The 17,383-nt window shown below is 63.4% G+C and carries 15 protein-coding genes; 8 read left to right on the top strand and 7 right to left on the bottom strand.

The window, feature by feature from the left end; genetic code table 11:
- Positions 1–31: 31 nt before the first annotated feature.
- From kdgD to ABEA23_RS02520, 5 genes are all read right to left on the bottom strand, one after another.
- The gene (gene kdgD / locus ABEA23_RS02540; RefSeq protein WP_345476515.1) at positions 32–985 is read right to left on the bottom strand and encodes a 5-dehydro-4-deoxyglucarate dehydratase; all 954 of its coding nucleotides are present in this window, start codon (positions 983–985) and stop codon (positions 32–34) included.
- Between the two features lie 87 nt (positions 986–1,072).
- Positions 1,073–1,990 carry a LysR family transcriptional regulator gene (locus tag ABEA23_RS02535; protein WP_345476514.1) on the bottom strand — a complete coding sequence of 306 codons (918 nt, stop codon included), beginning with the start codon at positions 1,988–1,990 and terminating at the stop codon, positions 1,073–1,075.
- A 98-nt stretch (positions 1,991–2,088) separates the two neighbouring features.
- Positions 2,089–2,766: a FadR/GntR family transcriptional regulator gene (locus ABEA23_RS02530; RefSeq protein WP_345476513.1), complete on the bottom strand. Its 678-nt coding sequence runs from the start codon at positions 2,764–2,766 to the stop codon at positions 2,089–2,091.
- A 57-nt stretch (positions 2,767–2,823) separates the two neighbouring features.
- Positions 2,824–3,957: an L-talarate/galactarate dehydratase gene (locus ABEA23_RS02525; protein ID WP_345476512.1), complete on the bottom strand. Its 1,134-nt coding sequence runs from the start codon at positions 3,955–3,957 to the stop codon at positions 2,824–2,826.
- A gap of 38 nt (positions 3,958–3,995) precedes the next feature.
- The gene (locus tag ABEA23_RS02520; protein ID WP_345476511.1) at positions 3,996–5,003 is read right to left on the bottom strand and encodes a LacI family DNA-binding transcriptional regulator; all 1,008 of its coding nucleotides are present in this window, start codon (positions 5,001–5,003) and stop codon (positions 3,996–3,998) included.
- Positions 5,004–5,182: 179 nt separating this feature from the next.
- Between ABEA23_RS02520 and ABEA23_RS02515 the strand changes: the two genes are divergently transcribed.
- From ABEA23_RS02515 to ABEA23_RS02490, 6 genes are all read left to right on the top strand, one after another.
- Positions 5,183–6,472, top strand: a complete 1,290-nt coding sequence (locus ABEA23_RS02515; RefSeq protein ID WP_345476510.1) for an MFS transporter — start codon at positions 5,183–5,185, stop codon at positions 6,470–6,472.
- Positions 6,473–6,581: 109 nt separating this feature from the next.
- A complete protein-coding gene (locus tag ABEA23_RS02510) occupies positions 6,582–6,926 on the top strand; it encodes an L-rhamnose mutarotase (RefSeq protein ID WP_345476509.1) in 345 nt (114 codons plus the stop codon).
- Positions 6,927–6,932: 6 nt separating this feature from the next.
- Positions 6,933–8,093 carry an L-rhamnose isomerase gene (gene rhaI / locus ABEA23_RS02505; RefSeq protein ID WP_345476508.1) on the top strand — a complete coding sequence of 387 codons (1,161 nt, stop codon included), beginning with the start codon at positions 6,933–6,935 and terminating at the stop codon, positions 8,091–8,093.
- 11 nt (positions 8,094–8,104) lie between these two features.
- A complete protein-coding gene (locus ABEA23_RS02500) occupies positions 8,105–10,156 on the top strand; it encodes a bifunctional aldolase/short-chain dehydrogenase (protein ID WP_345476507.1) in 2,052 nt (683 codons plus the stop codon).
- An 11-nt stretch (positions 10,157–10,167) separates the two neighbouring features.
- Entirely contained in the window at positions 10,168–11,601 is a 1,434-nt protein-coding gene (locus ABEA23_RS02495; protein ID WP_345476506.1) for a rhamnulokinase, read from the top strand.
- A gap of 22 nt (positions 11,602–11,623) precedes the next feature.
- The gene (locus ABEA23_RS02490) at positions 11,624–12,877 is read left to right on the top strand and encodes an alpha-hydroxy acid oxidase (protein WP_345476505.1); all 1,254 of its coding nucleotides are present in this window, start codon (positions 11,624–11,626) and stop codon (positions 12,875–12,877) included.
- Here the strand turns inward: ABEA23_RS02490 and galE are convergent.
- A complete protein-coding gene (gene galE / locus ABEA23_RS02485) occupies positions 12,869–13,819 on the bottom strand; it encodes a UDP-glucose 4-epimerase GalE (RefSeq protein WP_345476504.1) in 951 nt (316 codons plus the stop codon). The two genes, ABEA23_RS02490 and galE, sit on opposite strands and share 9 nt — an antisense overlap.
- A gap of 26 nt (positions 13,820–13,845) precedes the next feature.
- Between galE and galT the strand changes: the two genes are divergently transcribed.
- Positions 13,846–14,958 carry a galactose-1-phosphate uridylyltransferase gene (galT, locus tag ABEA23_RS02480; RefSeq protein WP_345476503.1) on the top strand — a complete coding sequence of 371 codons (1,113 nt, stop codon included), beginning with the start codon at positions 13,846–13,848 and terminating at the stop codon, positions 14,956–14,958.
- Positions 14,955–16,127 (top strand): galactokinase, encoded by a 1,173-nt coding sequence (gene galK / locus ABEA23_RS02475; RefSeq protein ID WP_345476502.1) that lies wholly within the window; start codon positions 14,955–14,957, stop codon positions 16,125–16,127. Before galT ends, galK begins: the two co-directional genes overlap by 4 nt.
- 46 nt (positions 16,128–16,173) lie before the next feature.
- Here galK and ABEA23_RS02470 read toward each other — a convergent pair whose 3' ends face one another.
- Positions 16,174–17,211 carry a LacI family DNA-binding transcriptional regulator gene (locus ABEA23_RS02470; RefSeq protein ID WP_345476501.1) on the bottom strand — a complete coding sequence of 346 codons (1,038 nt, stop codon included), beginning with the start codon at positions 17,209–17,211 and terminating at the stop codon, positions 16,174–16,176.
- Positions 17,212–17,383: the final 172 nt, after the last annotated feature.

Here is a 17,383-nt window from a genome sequence, read left to right as displayed (position 1 = left end):
GGTCAAGCTCCTTGACGGGTAGCTGGTGGGATCAGACGGTTGTCAGCGCAGGACTCTCGGAGACCGGGCGGATGCCTGCTGCATCAATCAGGTCGGAGAGGTCCTGCAGATCCTTCTCAGTGAGGTCCTGCAGCGGCGGACGGACCGGTCCGGCGTCGCGCCCTACAGCCTTGAGGCCACCCTTGACGATCGAGACGCCGTAACCCTTCACGCGGTCGCGGATCTCCAGGTAGGGGAGCACAAAGCGGTTGAGCTTCTCAGTAACAGCGGCACGGTCCTGTCGGCGCACATCAGCATAGAACTCCAGAGCGAACTCCGGTACAAAATTGTACATGGCAGAGGAGTAGGTGCTCATGCCCAGCTGCAGCATAGGCAGGGCGAAGGTCTCGGCGGTGGGCAGACCGCCCAGGTAGAACAGCCGGTCGCCAGCAGTGGCGACCACGCGGGTCACGGACTCGATGTCACCAGTGCCGTCCTTGAAGCCGATGAAGTTCTCATGCTTATCAGCCAGCCGGGCGACGGTATCGGCGGAGTAGACGGCGTTGGCGCGGTTGTAGGCGATGACGCCCACGGAGGTGGCTTCGCAGACTGCCGAGACATGAGCTTCCAGGCCCTGCTGGTCACATTCGGTCAGGTAAGGGGGAAGCAGCAGAATACCCTCGGCTCCAGCAGCTTCAGCGGCCTTGGCGTTAGCCACCGCCTGGAAGGTGGGGCCGCCGGCGGAGCCGAGCACCGGCACCCCGGTACCGGATTCCTCCACAGCGGCGCGTACGACGCGCGCGTTCTCCTCCTGGCTCAGGCTGAAGCCCTCGCCGGTACCGCCGGCGGCAAACAGGCCAGCAACGCCCTGTCGGGCCTGCCAGTTCACATGAGCCCGGTAGGTCTCTTCATCGAAGGCATGGTCAGCGGTGAACGCTGTGACAGGGAACGAGAGAAGACCGTCCTTGAGGTGGTCGGCAAGTTCCTTGGGTGTGTAGTTCGGCACGGAGGCATCCTTTGTTGGTCATCAGGCTTATCCTCTGTGACTCTAGGACGGCTGCGATGCCCCGTCTAAGGTTGTTTTTATATGGGTTTATGTCCCGGTGGCATGACTGTCTGAGACCCAGTTGGGGCCACGCTCCTCCAAGACAGACAGCAGCTGGGTCAGCGCTGGGTTCCGGTGTTCTCGACGCCAGATTGCATGGAGTTCGACGACGTCCTGAGCCGGTTTCTCCAGCGGGAGGTAGCTGACCCCACTGATACCTAGTGAGGCGGCGGATTCCGGCACCACGGCGAGTCCGCGTCCGGCAGCCACCAGGGAGATCATGGTGAGGATCTGACTGACTTGGTGGACGATGTTGGTGTGGTGAATGGGGATGAGCCGTACCAGCAGGTCGTAGAAGTACCGCGCTTTGGTGGGGGAGTACATGATCAGCGGGACGTCTTTAAGCTCCGACGGCGGGATGGGATCCTGCCGCTGAGTCAGCGGGTGCCCGTGGGGTACCGCAAGCAGCAGGGATTCTGAGCGCAGCAGATGCGAATCGAAGAGGTCGCGCTGAATGGGGGGCCGCGCCAGTCCCATATCCAATTCCCCGCTCTGCAGTGCGGCGATCTGGCCTCGGGTGACTTCCTCGCGCAGGTCAATCTCCACATCCGGCAGCTCCTCGGCCAGCAGCGACAGCAGCTGGCCCAGCACGCTGAAGCCGGAGGCCGCGGTGAAGCCGATGCGCAGCACACCGGCTTGTCCGCGGGCAATGCGGCGCGCCATCAGAGGTGCCTGTTCGGCGCTGACCAGTAGCTTGCGGGCGTCTTCCAAGAAGGCTCGGCCGGCTGTGGTCAGTGAGACTTTGCGGTTATCGCGCTCCAGCAGCTGTACACCGACAGTGCGCTCCAGTTTCTGAATCTGTCGGCTCAGCGGGGGCTGAGTCATATTCAACCGCTCAGCGGCCCGGCCAAAGTGAAGCTCCTCAGCGACAGCAACAAAGCTGCGCACCTGATCTAAAGTCAACATAATGCTCCCCACGCATGACTCGACGGTGAATCTTGCTATCTAGAGCATCATAGTGTGTTGGATCACAGCTGCGAAGTGCTTGTGTAGGAGGAGACAGCCTAGGTGTCGGGATCAGCGTCGACGATTAGCCGACTGCGTGATGCCGCTAGGTGCGTGCGCATGGCCGCGGCAGCGTCCTGCGGAGAGCCTGCCGCGATGGCGTTGAGGATCTGCCGGTGCTCCTTATGCGCATCGTGACGAGACTCCGTGTGTCCGCTGATGCGCCCGCGCGGCATGGTGATCATGGCCGGGCCGACCTGCTCGAGGGCACGTAGTAGATAGCCATTGGTCGAGGCTGAAGCGATCAGCTGGTGGAACTGGAAATCCAGGGCGACGGCGGCGCCTGGTCCCTCAGCGCAGGAGAACTTCTCCAGGGTCTGGGTCATCTCCTGCAGCTGCTGCTGGCTGCGATGCTGCGCAGCCAGCGCCGCAGTCTGGGTCTCCACCGCAATCCGGTACTCCAGCAGCTCGAGCCGTTCTGCGTGATTGGAGGGGATCGCCGTCGCCGTCGTATGCGGTTCGGTGGGCACGGTCAGCGCATAGGAGCCTGAACCCCGGACGGTGTGGATGAGGCCTTCTGCGGCGAGCCGCCCCAGTGCTTCGCGGACTACGGTGCGGCTGACTCCATGTTCGCTGAGCAGCTGTGCCTCGCTGGGGAGCTTCTGGCCCGCGCTAATACGTCCGGAGGCGATCTCCTCGCGCAGATGCTGGGCCAGCGCCTCAGTGCGGCTAGTCATGGAACTCCTCCGGTGCGTCTGACCCGCATCCCCGTAGGGCCCGCGGGTGGGGGGGGATTATGCCGCGCCGAAATGCGCGGTGGCAGTGGTCCAGGCGCGCGCCTGTTCGCTGAGTGTAATACCGAGGCCGGGGCGATCAGGAACGATCATCCGGCCCTGCTGGGTTTCCAGGCGCTCATTAAAAAGTGGATCCAGCCAGTCGAAGTGCTCCACCCAGGTTTCACGCGGGTAGCAGGCCGCCAGGTGGAGATGGATTTCCATGGCGAAATGCGGTGCCAGGTCCAGACCGGCGCGGTCTGCCAGCGTCATCAACTGCAGGAACTGAGAAATGCCGCCGACCCGCGGGGCATCCGGCTGGATGATGTCGCAGGCCCGGGCGTCGATGAGTCGCTGATGCTCAGCGACAGAGGCCAGCATCTCGCCGGTGGCGATAGGTGTGTCCAGAGTGGCTGTCAGACGGGCGTGGCCCTCGGCGTCGTAAGCATCCAGCGGCTCCTCGATCCACGTGAGGTTGAACTCCTCCAGGGCTCGGCCCATGCGCAGGGCAGTGGCACGGTCCCACTGCTGATTGGCATCGACCATCAGCGGCACGTCGTCACCAATGTGCTCGCGCACCGCGGCCACCCGGCGAAGGTCCTCACGGCTGTCCGGCAGGCCGACTTTGATCTTGATTCCTCCGATGCCGTTGGCCAGGGCCTGGCTCGCGCGGTCCTTGACCTCCTCCAGCGAGGCGTTGAGGAAGCCGCCGGAGGTGTTGTAAGTGCGGACTGAATCCCTGTGGGCACCCAGCAGCTTCGCCAGCGGGAGTCCAGCGCGTTTGGCTTTCAGGTCGTGGAGGGCGACGTCGAAGGCCGCAATCGCCTGGGTGGACAGTCCCGAGCGGCCTACTGAAGCGCCTGCCCAGGTCAGGCTGGTGACTAGACGGGCGATGTCATTGGGGTCCTGGCCGATGAGGTTCTGCGCAACCTCGCAGGCGTGGGCGAACTGTCCGGGCCCTCCGGCACGTTTGGAGTAGCTGAAGCCAATTCCTTCATTGCCCTGTTCGGTGGTGATCTCTGCGAAGAGCATGGCCACTTCGGTCATGGGCTTCTGCCGACCAGTGAAAACCTTGGCGTCGGAGATGGGCACGGCCAGCGGCAGGCGAATGGAGGACAGGGTGATGGCGACGATGGCATCGGCTCGATATGTCATACAGGAACTCTAAGTCTGCACGACTTGTATGACAAGAGCTATTCTCGCGAAGTTGATTCCCTCACGATCAGTTCCGGCTGGAAGACCGTGTGCTGGACAGCAGCTTGCGGGTCTTCGGTAGCGAGCCGGAGCAACTCTGCCGCCTGCAGGCCCATGCGAGCCGAAGGTTGGCGGACGGAGGTGATCGGAATGGTGGCCGAGGCGGCGAAGGCGATGTCGTCATAGCCTAAGAGCATGATGTCTTCGGGCACGCGGACTCGGTGGTGTGCAAGCGCCTGAAGGCATCCCAGGGCCACTAAGTCATTGGTGGCAAAAAGAGCGTCGGGACGTTCATGGAGGGGGCGGGCCAGCAGGCTTTCGGTGCTGCGGCGTCCCGACTCGGTATCCATGGCATCGGTCTCCAGGAACTCCACGGAGGCCTCAGGGCTCTGCTGAATCCGCTGCTGAGCCCCGCGCAGGCGGTGCTGGACCTGGCGCAATCCGCCGGGCCCGCCGATCACCGCGATTCTGCGCGCTCCCTGGCTCAGCAGGTGGTCTGCTGCCAGTCGGCCCCCCTGCTTGTCGTCCACGGAGACTGAGGAGAACTCGTCGGCACCTGCATTGCGGTCGATGATGACGACGGCTGTGCCCCGGTCTCGGACGCGGCGCAGGCGTGGCAGTACATTGCCCACGGGGGCGATGAGAATTCCAGCCACGCGCTGCTGCTCGAACAGGTCAAGATACGTCGCTTCACGATCCTCGCGCTGGGCAGAGTTGCCCAGCAGCAGCGGACGGCGGAGCTCGGCCAGGTGCTGCTCAGCGCCCTGCGCCACATCGGTGAAGTAGGGGTTCGCGGCGTCGAGCACAATCATCCCCACGGCCGGGTTGGAGCCAGCACGCAGCTGGCGAGCGGCGTCATTGCGTATATAGCCGAGATCATCGATGGCAGCCTGTACGCGAGCAAGGGTGGCTGCTGAGACCTTCTCCGGGTGATTCAGGGCATTGGAGACCGTTGCCGGCGAGACCCCGGCCTTCTTCGCCACATCACGGACCTGCGCCACAGCCATGCAGGTCAGAATACCGCTCCCGCGGGACTGTCACGCCGGTGACTGCGGAGGCGAGATTCACAGCCGGTTGTAAATCGATTCAATCCCCACTACTCTCTGGGTGATTGCTATCACGTGATGCACATCATTGATGCACGTCACGTGGGCTGACCTCGAGACTGAAGACCAAGGGGACAACGATGTCACAGACCCTCAACCCTGCTCAGCGTCGTAAGGCGTGGTGGACCGCTGGCGTGGCCGGCATGGCCTCCTATATGGACGCCGGCGCCATTGTCACCACCGGCACTGCGCTGGTTCTCTACCGTGAGGAATTCGGCTTCACTGAGTTTCAGTACGGCCAACTCTCTGCGCTGCTGACTGCGATGATCGCCGTCGGTGCCTTGATCGGCGGACCGCTCTCTGACCGCTTCGGTCGCAAGAGAGTCTTCACTCTGACGCTGATTCTCTACGTCATCGCCGCCGCAATTCTGGTGCTGGCACCAGGAGTGGGATGGCTCTATCTGGGCATCCTGCTGTTGGGCTTTGCGTCGGGGGCGGACCTTCCTCCCTCACTGGCGATGATCGCTGAGTCTGCACCGGAGGGCGAGGAGGGAAAGTTCGTCACTCTGTCGCACGCTCTGTGGATGATCGTGATTCCGATCGTCAACGTCATCGGCATTTTTGCCGGCAATATGGGCGTCGACGGCGCTCGTCTGATGTACGGGCACCTTCTGCTTGTAGCTCTAGTGGTCCTGGTTCTGCGCTGGCGCCTGCCGGAGTCCCAGATGTGGCAGGACAAGAAGAACGCTGTGGAGACCGGCACTATCGATCGCGCCAGCCTCAAGGTCCTCTTCGGCCGAACCTACATCTGGGCGCTTATCGGCGTCTCCCTCTTCTACGGCATTCAGAACATCGCCGCCAACACCAACGGCCAGTTCGCGATCTTCCTCTTCACCGACGTCGGCGGCGCCTCAGTCTCCACCGCGTCACTGCTGAACGTGGTGGCGGTACTCATCGGCCTGGTCGGCACATTCCTTGTCATGCGCTTCAGCGATACACCGCTGCGCATGCCGCTGTTCCTGGTCGGTACGGTCCTGGCCATCTTGGCCTGGGCGCTGCCGGGAATGTTGGGAGTCACCACGGTCACGGTCTTCGTCATGGCGGCGCTGTTCTGGTTCGCCCAGCAGCCTTCCGGAGAGCCCATGTTCAAAATCTGGTCTCAGGAGATCTTCCCCACCGAGTACCGCGGGGCCGCCCAGGGCATTGCCATTGCCTTCACTCGTGCAGTGGCAGCCGGCGCTGCCCTGCTGACTCCGGTCATCCTCGATGCCAGCATCACCGTGTTCTTCTTCTCTATCGCTGGTGTGCTGCTGGTGGCTGGACTCATTGGCTGGTTCTGGGTCTCCCGGATGCCCCAGGTGCTGCACAAGGAGAAGACCCTCGGCCCGCGCGGCGCTGAAGCACTGACCGGAGACCGCCCCGCATCCTAGTCCTGGCAGCGTTGCGGCATGCGGCGAGGAGGAGAATTATCCTTGACATGTTGTGATGCTCGCCATACGATGACATCAATCATTAAAACGATTCAATTAAGGGAAATCCGTGCGACGAGTCTGCTTCCAGCTCCAGGTCAAACCCGAGCGCCTCGAGGAGTACACCGAGCACCACCGGGCCGTCTGGCCCGAGATGCTGCGGGCGCTCAAGCGCTCTGGGTGGCACAACTACTCGCTGTTCCTGCGCGAGGATGGCCTACTCATCGGCTACGTCGAGCTGGAGTCCCTCGAAGCCGCCCAGGCCGCCATGGAGGCCGAAGAGGTCAACGCCCGCTGGCAGGCCCAGATGAGCGAGTTCTTCGTGGACCTCGACGGCGCCCGGCCGGACACCGGCTTCCTTGAACTGACCGAAGTCTTCCACCTGGAGGACCAGCTAGATGCACTCGAGAACTGAGGAAAGATGACCACCTTCGAGCAGATCGCCCCCCAGCTGGAGCACCAGGCCATCGAGGTTCCCTCCTGGGCCTACGGCAACTCCGGAACCCGCTTCAAAGTCTTCGGCTCCCCGGGCACCCCCCGCACTGTGGAGGAGAAGATCGCCGACGCCGCCACCGTCAACCGCTTCACCGGGCTCGCCCCGAAGGTGGCGCTGCACATCCCCTGGGACAAAGTGGAGGACTACAGTGCGCTGACGGACTACGCTCGCGAGCAGGGCGTGGAGATCGGCACCATCAACTCCAACACATTCCAGGACGACGACTACAAGCTCGGCGGCCTGACCCACCATGATCCAACCATCCGTCAGAAGGCTGTGGATCACCACTTCGAGTGCATCGACATCATGCACGCCACCGGCTCTCAGGATCTGAAGATCTGGTTGGCCGATGGTTCTAACTACCCCGGCCAGGCTGATATCCGCGCCCGCCAGGACTGGCTGAACGAGTCGCTGCAGAAGATCTATGAACGCTTGGGCGAGGAGCAGCGCCTGGTGCTGGAGTACAAGATCTTCGAACCGGCGTTCTACCACATGGACGTTCCGGACTGGGGTACCGCCCTGGTGCAGGTCCAGTCCCTGGGCGAGAAGGCCATGGTCTGCCTGGATACCGGCCACCACGCGCCCAGCACCAACATCGAGTTCATCGTGGCTCAGCTGCTGCGCGTTGGAAAGCTCGGCTCCTTTGACTTCAACTCCCGCTTCTACGCCGACGACGACCTGATCGTGGGCTCGGCGGACCCCTTCCAGCTCTTCCGCATCCTCTTTGAGGTCATTCGCGGCGGTGGCTATGAGCCCGACTCCGGTGTGGCCTTCATGCTCGACCAGTGCCACAACATCGAGAAGAAGATTCCGGGCCAGATCCGCAGCGTGCTCAACGTTCAGGAAATGACCGCCCGTGCCCTGCTTGTGGACCGCGATGCGCTGAATCAGGCCCAGCAGGCTGGGAATGTGCTGGGTGCCCATGAGGTGTTCATGGATGCGTTCTACACCGATGTGCGCGCTGATCTGGCGGCCTGGCGCGAGTCCCGCGGCCTGCCCGGGAACCCCATGCGGGCCTATGCAGAATCCGGATACCAGGAAAAGATCGAAGCCGACCGTGTCGGCGGAACCCAGATGAGCTGGTAGGAGAACAGACTATGAGCACCACACCCCAGACCAACCCCACTGTCGCAGAGCTCATCGCCCGGTCCAACCGTCTCGGCTCGGACCCGAAGAACACCAACTACGCCGGCGGCAACACCTCCGCCAAGGGCACTGACCGTGACCCCGTGACCGGTGAGGACGTTGAGCTCCTCTGGGTCAAGGGCTCCGGCGGAGACCTCGGTACGCTGAAGGAGTCGGGCCTGGCCACTCTGCGCCTGGACCGCATGCGGGCCATGGTCAACACCTACCCCGGCGTGGAGCGCGAGGACGAGATGGTTGCCGCGTTCGACTACACCCTCCACGGCAAGGGCGGGGCTGCTCCCTCCATCGACACCGCCATGCATGGCCTGGTTGACGCAGCTCACGTGGACCACCTGCATCCCGACTCCGGCATCGCGATCGCGACCGCAGCAGACGGCCCTGAGCTCACCGAGAAGATCTTCGGCGACAAGGTCGTGTGGGTCCCATGGCGCCGCCCCGGCTTCCAGCTCGGTCTCGACATCGCCGAGATCAAGCGTGCCAACCCCCAAGCGGTCGGCTGCATCCTCGGCGGACACGGCATCACCGCCTGGGGCGACACCTCTTCAGAGTCCGAGCAGAACTCGCTGTGGATCATCGACACCGCGGCCAAGTACATCGAGGAGAACTCGAAGCCCGAGCCCTTCGGTGCGCCCCTGGACGGCTACGGAGCTCTGGATGAGGCTGAGCGTCGCGCCAAGGCCGCCGCACTGATGCCCACCATTCGCACTATTGCCAGCGCAGACCGTCCACAGGTGGGTCACTTCACCGACGACGACGTCGTCCTGGACTTCCTCGCCCACGCTGAACACCCCCGCCTGGCTGAGTTAGGCACCAGCTGCCCCGACCACTTCCTGCGCACCAAGGTCAAGCCGCTGGTGCTCGATCTTCCCGCTGATGCGTCCATCGAAGACTCGGTGAACCGCCTGCGTGAGCTCCATGAGGCCTACCGCACCGATTACCAGGCCTACTACGACCGCCACGCCGAGGCCGACAGCCCGGCTATTCGCGGTGCCGACCCGGCTATCGTGCTGGTGCCCGGTGTGGGCATGTTCAGCTTCGGCAAGGACAAGCAGACCGCACGGGTGGCCGGCGAGTTCTACATCAACGCCATCAATGTGATGCGCGGCGCTGAGGGACTCTCGACCTACGCCCCCATTGATGAGCGTGAGAAGTTCCGTATCGAGTACTGGGCGCTGGAGGAGGCCAAGCTTCAGCGCATGCCCAAGCCCAAGGAGCTGGCCACCCGGATCGCCCTGGTCACCGGCGCCGCCTCCGGCATCGGCAAGGCCATCGCCAAACGGCTGGTGGCCGAAGGCGCCGTCGTCGCCATTGCTGACCTGAACCTGGAGAAAGCTCAGGAGACTGCACAGGAGCTCGGCGGGCCGGATAAGGCTATTGGTATCGCCGCCGATGTCTCTGACGAGACTGCTGTGCGGCAGGCGATCAATGAGACTCTGTTGGCCTTCGGTGGCCTGGACATCGTGGTCAACAACGCAGGGCTGAGCCTGTCGAAGTCGCTGCTGGAGACTACCGAGAAGGACTGGGACCTCCAGCACAACGTCATGGCCAAGGGCTCGTTCCTGGTGTCCAAGACCGCTGCCAAGGTCCTGATCGAACAAGGTCTCGGCGGAGACATCATCTACATCTCCTCGAAGAACTCGGTGTTCGCCGGTCCTAACAACATCGCCTACTCCGCCACCAAGGCAGACCAGGCTCACCAGGTGCGACTGCTGGCAGCGGAGCTGGGCGAGCATCAGATCCGGGTCAACGGCATCAACCCCGATGGCGTGGTGCAGGGCTCGGGTATCTTCGCTTCCGGCTGGGGTGCCAATCGCGCCAAGACCTATGGCATCGAAGAATCGGAGCTGGGCAAGTTCTACGCTCAGCGGACGATTCTCAAGCGTGAAGTTCTTCCCGAGAATGTGGCCAATGCGGCTTTCGCACTGATCTCTTCTGATCTGTCCCACACCACCGGCCTGCACGTACCGGTAGATGCCGGTGTTGCCGCTGCATTCCTGCGCTGAGCGGAGTATCAATGGCGACCACCACACACGCTGCAGTCGACCTCGGAGCGTCCTCCGGGCGCGTCGTCCTGGGACGTGTAGGACCGGACACCCTGGAGTTTCACGAGGCGGCACGCTTTCCCAACGGGGTGGTACCGCTGCCCGATGGACTGCACTGGAACATCGTGGGCCTCTATGAGCACGCGCTTGACGGACTGGCAACTGCTAGCCGTGAAGCAGGCGGTGAGCTCGCCTCCGTCGGTATAGACGCATGGGCCGTGGACTACGGGCTGCTGGCCGAGACGCCCACTGGGCCCATGCGGATGCTCGGCATCCCGTATCACTACCGCGACGGGCGTACCGCTGCAGGTGTTGACTCCGTGCACTCGAAAGTCAGCTTCGCTGAGCTGTACCAGCGCAACGGCTTGCAGTTTCTGCCCTTCAACACTCTCTACCAGCTAGCGGCAGAGGAGCTGGCGGGACAGGCTGATCGACTGCTGCTGATACCGGATCTGCTCGGCTACTGGCTGACCGGCGAGCAGCGCACAGAGGCCACAAACGCGTCTACCACTGGTCTGCTAGATGTACACACCCGGCTTTGGGATACCGGGCTGATGAGCCAGCTCGGTATCGATGAGCAGCTCTTTGCTCCTGTCGCATCGCCCGGCAGCACTCTGGGCCTGACCCGGACCGAGCTGTCAGCCCGGCTGGGCGGTCAGCAGCTCCCTGTCACCCTGGTGGGCTCTCATGACACCGCCAGCGCCGTCGTCGGCGCACCGCTGTCAAGCCCAGATGCCGCCTACATTTCCTGCGGCACCTGGGGACTGGTAGGCCTTGAGCTGCAGGAACCAGTGGTGACAGACGCCAGTCGCGAGGCCAACTTCACCAACGAAGGCGGGGTGGATGGACGCACCAGGTTCCTGACCAACGTCATGGGGACATGGCTGCTGTCTGAAACGCTGCGGTCCTGGGAGGCACAAGAAGGCCGCGCGCAGGATCTGACCTCTTTGCTGGAGGCAGCCGCCGAGGTCCCCGCCAGGGACATCACAGTATTCGACGTGCAGGACGAGCGGTTTGTCCCCCCTGGGGATATGCCGGCCCGAATCAGCGAGCTGTGCGGCGAACGCGATCTGCCCTCACCTGAGGGAAAGCCGCAGCTGGTGCGCAGCATCATCGAATCCATCGCCGTTCGCTTCGCCCAGGCACTGAATACCGCAGCAGACTTGGCTGGCCGGCCGATCGACGTCGTCCACATGGTCGGCGGCGGATCGCTAAACGCCCTGCTGTGCCAGGCCACAGCAGACCGCAGTGGATATCCTGTGGTCGCTGGCCCGGTGGAGGCCACCGCCATCGGAAACCTCCTCATACAGGCCCGTACCGCAGGCACACTCTCAGGAAGCCTGGAGGACCTGCGCGAGCTCATCACCCGCACTCATACCCCTACTACGTACCGTCCCCGGATCTGACCGGCGGGACAAGGAGGTACCCATGGTTCAGCGACAGCTGCCCAAGCCCCGGGACATCGCGCCCCTGATGAAGTTCAAGAAGTTTGACTTCAACGCATCACGACGACGCCTCAACGCAGCCCTGACAATCGAGGACCTGAAGAAGATCGCCAAGCGGCGTACTCCCAAGGCTGCGTTTGATTACACCGATGGTGCCGCCGAAGGTGAGTTCTCGCTGACCCGTGCCCGCCAGGCATTCGAGGATGTGGAGTTCAACCCCTCGATCCTGCGCGATGTTTCCGAAGTGGATATGTCCTCCACCATTCTCGGGGGCCACTCGTCCCTGCCATTCGCCATCGGCCCCACCGGGTTTACCCGACTGATGCAGACTGAAGGCGAGGTGGCCGGCGCATCGGCTGCCGGCGCTGCAGGGATTCCCTTCACCCTCTCCACTCTGGGCACCACATCCATTGAAGACGTGAAGGCGGCGAATCCGAACGGCCGCAACTGGTTCCAGCTCTACGTCATGAAAGACCGGGAAATCTCCTATGGTCTGACCGAGCGTGCTGCCGCTGCAGGGTTCGATACGTTGTTCTTCACTGTTGACACCCCGGTGGCGGGCGCACGCCTTCGGGATAAGCGCAACGGGTTCTCCATCCCGCCTCAGCTGAGTCTGGGGACGGTGATCAACGCCATTCCGCGACCGTGGTGGTGGGTCGATTTCCTCACCACGCCACCGCTCGAGTTTGCCTCGTTGTCCTCGACCGGCGGCACTGTGGGTGAACTGCTGGATAAGGCCATGGACCCCTCGATCAGTTTCGATGACCTGAAGATCATCCGTGAACTCTTCCCCGGCAAACTGGTGGTCAAAGGCGTACAGAACGTCGAGGATTCGAAACGGCTAGCGGACCTAGGCGTGGACGGCATCGTTCTCTCCAACCATGGCGGACGCCAGCTGGACCGCGCCCCGGTGCCTTTCCACCTGCTCCCGGATGTGGTCCGGGAAGTGGGAACCGACATTGAGATTGGACTCGACACCGGCATCATGAACGGTGCCGATATCGTCGCTTCGGTGGCCCACGGGGCGAAGTTCACCTTTATCGGCCGGGCCTACCTCTACGGGCTGATGGCCGGGGGCCGGGCCGGAGTCGACCGCACTATCGAAATCCTCGCCGAGCAGATCGACCGAACGATGAAGCTGCTGCAGGTGCCCACACTCGCTGAGCTGGAGCCCAAGCACGTCACCCAGCTGACCAGGCTGGTGCCGCGCGAACGCGGCACCAGGACCTCAGTCTGAGTCGGGCAGGGCAGTCCAGGCATCGGCGATGATGTTCTCCAAGGAGTACTCCGGGACCCACCCCAGAGTCTCTGCGGCCTTCTGCCCTGATGCCACCAGCACCGCAGGATCACCGGCGCGCCTGGGCTGCTCGATCACAGGGATCTGGCGACCTGTGACCGTGCGGGCAGTGTCCAGCACTTCCCGCACCGAGGAGCCCACACCGGTGCCGAGGTTGAAGATCTCATGAGTGCCAGGCTTCGCCCATTCCATGGCCAGCAGATGGGCACGGGCAAGGTCCTTGATGTGGATGTAATCGCGCACCGCAGTCCCGTCAGCGGTGGGGTAGTCAGTTCCGAAAAGCTGCGCATGCGGGCTTTCCCCTGTAGCAACCTTCAGCAGATTCGGAATCAGATGAGTCTCCGGATCATGCTGCTCGCGCAGGCTGCCGCTTGCTCCGCCCACGTTGAAGTACCGCAGGCTCACCGCGGCCAGCCCGTGAGCCGCAGCCTCAGCAGCGAGCATGTGGTCAATGGCGAGCTTGGAGGCACCGTAGGGGTTGATAGGCGCGGTCGGATGATCCTCAGAGATCAGATCCGTCACCGGATTGCCGTAGACAGCGGCAGTGGACGAGAAGATAAAGCGCGGCACATTGGCGGCACGGGCAGCTTCGATGAGACCCAAAGAAGCCACCACATTGCCATGCCAATAGCGCTCAGGGTGCTTCATGGACTCCGCCACCAGAGACTTCGCCGCCAGGTGGATGATCGCATCGAAGGAAGAATCAAGGACCTCCGCTGCCTCGGAGATATCCCCCTGATGCCAGGTGACCCCCGTCAACACCGACTCCTGATGGCCGGTGGAGAGGTTGTCCAGTACGGTCACTTCATGGCCCTGCGCCAGAAGCTGCTGAGCAACCACCGATCCGATGTAGCCGGCTCCGCCGGTCACAAGCACTTTCACGATTCTTCTCCCTGGAAGGTGAATAGATGAACAGGACAGCGGGAACGCTCGCGGACGGACGCGAGATCTTCTTCTACGACGACGCCCCCCGTGACCGGACAATACATGACCGACGCGAGATCAGCGCAGCAGATGCAGGTTCGCAGCTGCGTTATGACCCCCTGCTGCAGGAATGGGTCGCCGTGGCGGCCGCCCGTCAGCACCGCACTCATCTGCCCAGCGCCCAGGACTGCCCGCTGTGCCCCAGCGGGCCCGGACGGGACACCGAAGTCCCGCAGGAGACATACGACGTCGTCGTTTTCGAGAACCGCTTCCCCAGTTTCTCCGGCGGTGCTGCCCTGGGGGACCAGCAGCCGCAGTTCCAGCCCGAGGAGCTCAGCCAACTCCGCCATGATGGGGCCGGGCGCTGCGAGGTGGTCTGCTTCACCCCTGATCACACCACCTCCCTGAGCCAACTGCCAGCGAGCAGGATCCGCACCGTGGTCGATGCCTGGGCTGACCGGACCGAAGCACTGCTCAGCAGCGGTGGAGTGGACCAGGTGTACTGCTTTGAGAACCGCGGCGAAGAGATCGGGGTGACCCTGCACCACCCTCACGGGCAGATCTACGGCTACCCGTTCACCACCCCGCGCACCCGGCAGATGCTTGAATCAGCGGCACAGTTCCGGCAGCGCAGCGGGGCGGACCTCTTCGAAGCAGTGCTGAAGGCAGAGCAGGCCGGTGAGCGAGTGGTCGCCCAGAACGAGCACTGGACGGCGTTTGTGCCGGCTTGGGCGCGCTGGCCGGTGGAGATTCACCTTTATCCGCACCGGAACGTACGCAGCCTGCCCGAGCTGGACGCGGCCGAACGGGACAGCTTCGCCAGCCTCTACCGCGACATCCTGCGCGGCGGCGATCGGCTCTTCGCTACCCCGCTGCCCTATATCTCCGGCTGGCAGCAGGCCCCGCTTTCGGCCGCAGCCACCGACTTCAGGCTGCACCTTCAGCTGTTCTCTATCCGGCGTGCCGATAACAAGCTGAAGTATCTGGCAGGCTCGGAATCCGGTATGGGCGTGTTCATCAATGACATTCCCCCGGAGCAGATGGCGCAGCGGCTGCGAAGCGCCATCACCAGTGGCGCAGAGGAGGGCGCCGCATGACTGGCGCTGACAGCATGGCGAGTCCGGAGCTGCTGAGCAGCGCATTCCGGGAGCTCACCGCAGGAGCACCAGAGGGTATCTGGGCCGCCCCGGGCCGGGTGAACCTGATCGGTGAGCACACTGACTACAACGATGGCCTCGTGCTGCCTTTTGCGCTGCCGCACCATACTGCCGTTGCCGCCGGGCGCAGGGATGACTCAGTGCTTCGGGTGCGATCCCTCAATAGCGCAGAGACCTTGACCATCGCACTGGAGGACCTGGTTCCTGGCGCGGTGAGCGGCTGGGGAAGTTATGTGGCGGCAATGGTGTGGAGTCTGCGTGAATCTGGGAGGTCCGTGTCCGGCGTCGACATTGTGCTGGGCACCAGTGTCCCTCAGGGGGCAGGGCTGTCCTCCTCCGCGGCGCTGGAATGCGCTGTGGGAATCGCGACGGCGGAACTCTATGGCCACCAGATGCCACCCCTGGAGATGGCGAAACTGGCCCAGCGTGCTGAAAACGACTTCGTAGGCATGCCCTGCGGGCTGATGGATCAGATGATCTCCATGCTCGGCCAGCCCGGTCACGCGGTACTCTTCGACACCCGGACCCTGACCCCCAGTCCTGTTCCACTTGCCTTAGCGGGAGCCCAGATCCTGGTGGTGGATACTCGTGCACCGCACCGGCTGGTAGATGGTGAATACGCCGCCCGGCGAGCCCAGTGCGCCACGGCGGCGCAGCTGCTGGGGCTTACGTCGCTGCGCGAACTCAACGACGACGACGCCGCTTCTCTGGACCAGGTACTTACGGCTCTGGAGGACGACGTGCTGGTCCGCAGGGTGAGGCACGTGGTCACCGAGAACCGCAGGGTTCTGCAGACCGTGGACGCTCTAGGCCGCGGGGACCTGGCGACAGCCGGTGAGCTGCTCAACGCCTCGCATCAGTCCCTGCGCGATGACTACGAGGTCACGGTCCCTGAAGTGGACCTGGCCCAGGAGGTCTTAAGCAGCAGCGGCGCCTATGGGGCGCGCATTACCGGCGGCGGCTTCGGCGGATGCGTCATCGCCCTGGTCCCCGAGGACGCCGTGCAACCGCTGATCACCGACATCACTGCCGCCTATGCAGGTGCAGGATTCAGCACACCAACTGCCTTCACCGCCGAACCTGCCGCAGGCGCCCGACGGGTTTCTTAAGCGGTATACCGTCAGTCGCCCTGCGAGAGGGGGCGCGGGATGGCCGTCACGTGCGACCGGGAAGTTCATGCAGGCGGGGTCCCGTGGACTCGCGAAGGATCAGCCGGTTGACCAGTGGTTCCGGTGAGGGTGGCTCCTCGCCCCGTACAAGTGCGATCAGCCGGCGCATAGCTTGCCGTCCCTGACCCTCACGGTCGACTGCGACCGTGGAGAGCGAGGGAGTGGCGTAGCGTCCGGTGTCCAGGTCATCCCAGCCGGTGATACTCAGCCTTGCGGGCACCTGCCAGCCCCGGTCGTAGGCGGCTCGCATGGCGCCCATAGCCACATAATCATTGGCAGCGATGACCGCAGTTACTGGGCTGCGGGGATCCAATTCGCTGACAGCCTGGTACCCCACTTCTGGGGCCCAACCGCCCCCGACAACGCCTTCGGAGATGAGTCCGAATTCGCGCACGGCTTCTTCAAAGACCCGATGCCGCGCGCAAGCGGAGGTCCAGTCTCGGGGCCCGGCGATGTGCAGAAGGTGCTGGTGTCCCAGGTCAGCGAGGGTCTTGACGATCTCGCGCATGATGGAGGCATCGGTGAGGGGGCCGATGCCGCGCAGATTGTCATCGAAGTGGTCAAGGATCGTCAGTGCCGCAGCGTCTGGACCTTGCGGCCGCTCGGCCATGCCGGGCAGTGCGCTCAGCGAGAGGACACCTTCTACGCGTCCTGACTGGATAAGCTCGGTCGCGTGCCGCGCTCTGTCCTGCGCAGAGCCCTCCAGCACGGAGATTTCCATGTAGTAGCCACATTCGTGGGCGACCTCCGCAGCTGCCGCCAGCGTCGACGTCGGAAACGCATTCACTTGAGACGGCAGTATCACTGTGAGGATCCCCGTCCGACGGGTGCGCATGGTGCGGGCCGCAGCATTGGGCCTGTAGTTCAACTCGCGGATTGCCTGCTCCACGCGTTCTTTCGTGCCTGGCCGGAAGGGGCCCATGTTGCGCAGGTAGCGAGAGACGGTCTGGTGAGAGACTCCCGCCCTGCGGGCGACTTCGTAGATGGTGGCCGGTTTCGGGGCCGCGTTCGGATCGACTGCCACTGGGCCTCCGCATCTTCGTTCTGGCGTGTTCTGTTCTAGCACTCCCGCAGATTCGCGCGTCACCCTAAGGGTCGTTCACCGAAGCAGATGTGATGCACGTTACAAGATTCTGTTGACACCCTACTCTGTTGCCCCATACGCTCTGGACCAGAAAATGTGATCGATAACACTT

It is taken from the genome of Nesterenkonia rhizosphaerae, from assembly GCF_039544555.1.
Classification (GTDB): Bacteria; Actinomycetota; Actinomycetes; order Actinomycetales; family Micrococcaceae; genus Nesterenkonia; species Nesterenkonia rhizosphaerae.
The sequence above is the reverse complement of the archived record's forward strand: the minus strand, read 5'-3'. Positions and strand labels throughout refer to the sequence as shown.

What these genes read in the sequence shown, in the direction of transcription:
- galK (WP_345476502.1), top strand. Translation starts at nt 14,955, where the DNA reads ATGACTGGCGCTGACAGCATGGCGAGTCCGGAGCTGCTGAGCAGCGCA.
- ABEA23_RS02525 (WP_345476512.1), bottom strand. Translation starts at nt 3,957, where the DNA reads ATGACATATCGAGCCGATGCCATCGTCGCCATCACCCTGTCCTCCATT.
- ABEA23_RS02500 (WP_345476507.1), top strand. Translation starts at nt 8,105, where the DNA reads ATGAGCACCACACCCCAGACCAACCCCACTGTCGCAGAGCTCATCGCC.
- ABEA23_RS02515 (WP_345476510.1), top strand. Translation starts at nt 5,183, where the DNA reads ATGTCACAGACCCTCAACCCTGCTCAGCGTCGTAAGGCGTGGTGGACC.
- rhaI (WP_345476508.1), top strand. Translation starts at nt 6,933, where the DNA reads ATGACCACCTTCGAGCAGATCGCCCCCCAGCTGGAGCACCAGGCCATC.
- ABEA23_RS02535 (WP_345476514.1), bottom strand. Translation starts at nt 1,990, where the DNA reads ATGTTGACTTTAGATCAGGTGCGCAGCTTTGTTGCTGTCGCTGAGGAG.
- ABEA23_RS02495 (WP_345476506.1), top strand. Translation starts at nt 10,168, where the DNA reads ATGGCGACCACCACACACGCTGCAGTCGACCTCGGAGCGTCCTCCGGG.
- ABEA23_RS02490 (WP_345476505.1), top strand. Translation starts at nt 11,624, where the DNA reads ATGGTTCAGCGACAGCTGCCCAAGCCCCGGGACATCGCGCCCCTGATG.
- ABEA23_RS02520 (WP_345476511.1), bottom strand. Translation starts at nt 5,003, where the DNA reads ATGGCTGTGGCGCAGGTCCGTGATGTGGCGAAGAAGGCCGGGGTCTCG.
- galT (WP_345476503.1), top strand. Translation starts at nt 13,846, where the DNA reads ATGAACAGGACAGCGGGAACGCTCGCGGACGGACGCGAGATCTTCTTC.
- ABEA23_RS02530 (WP_345476513.1), bottom strand. Translation starts at nt 2,766, where the DNA reads ATGACTAGCCGCACTGAGGCGCTGGCCCAGCATCTGCGCGAGGAGATC.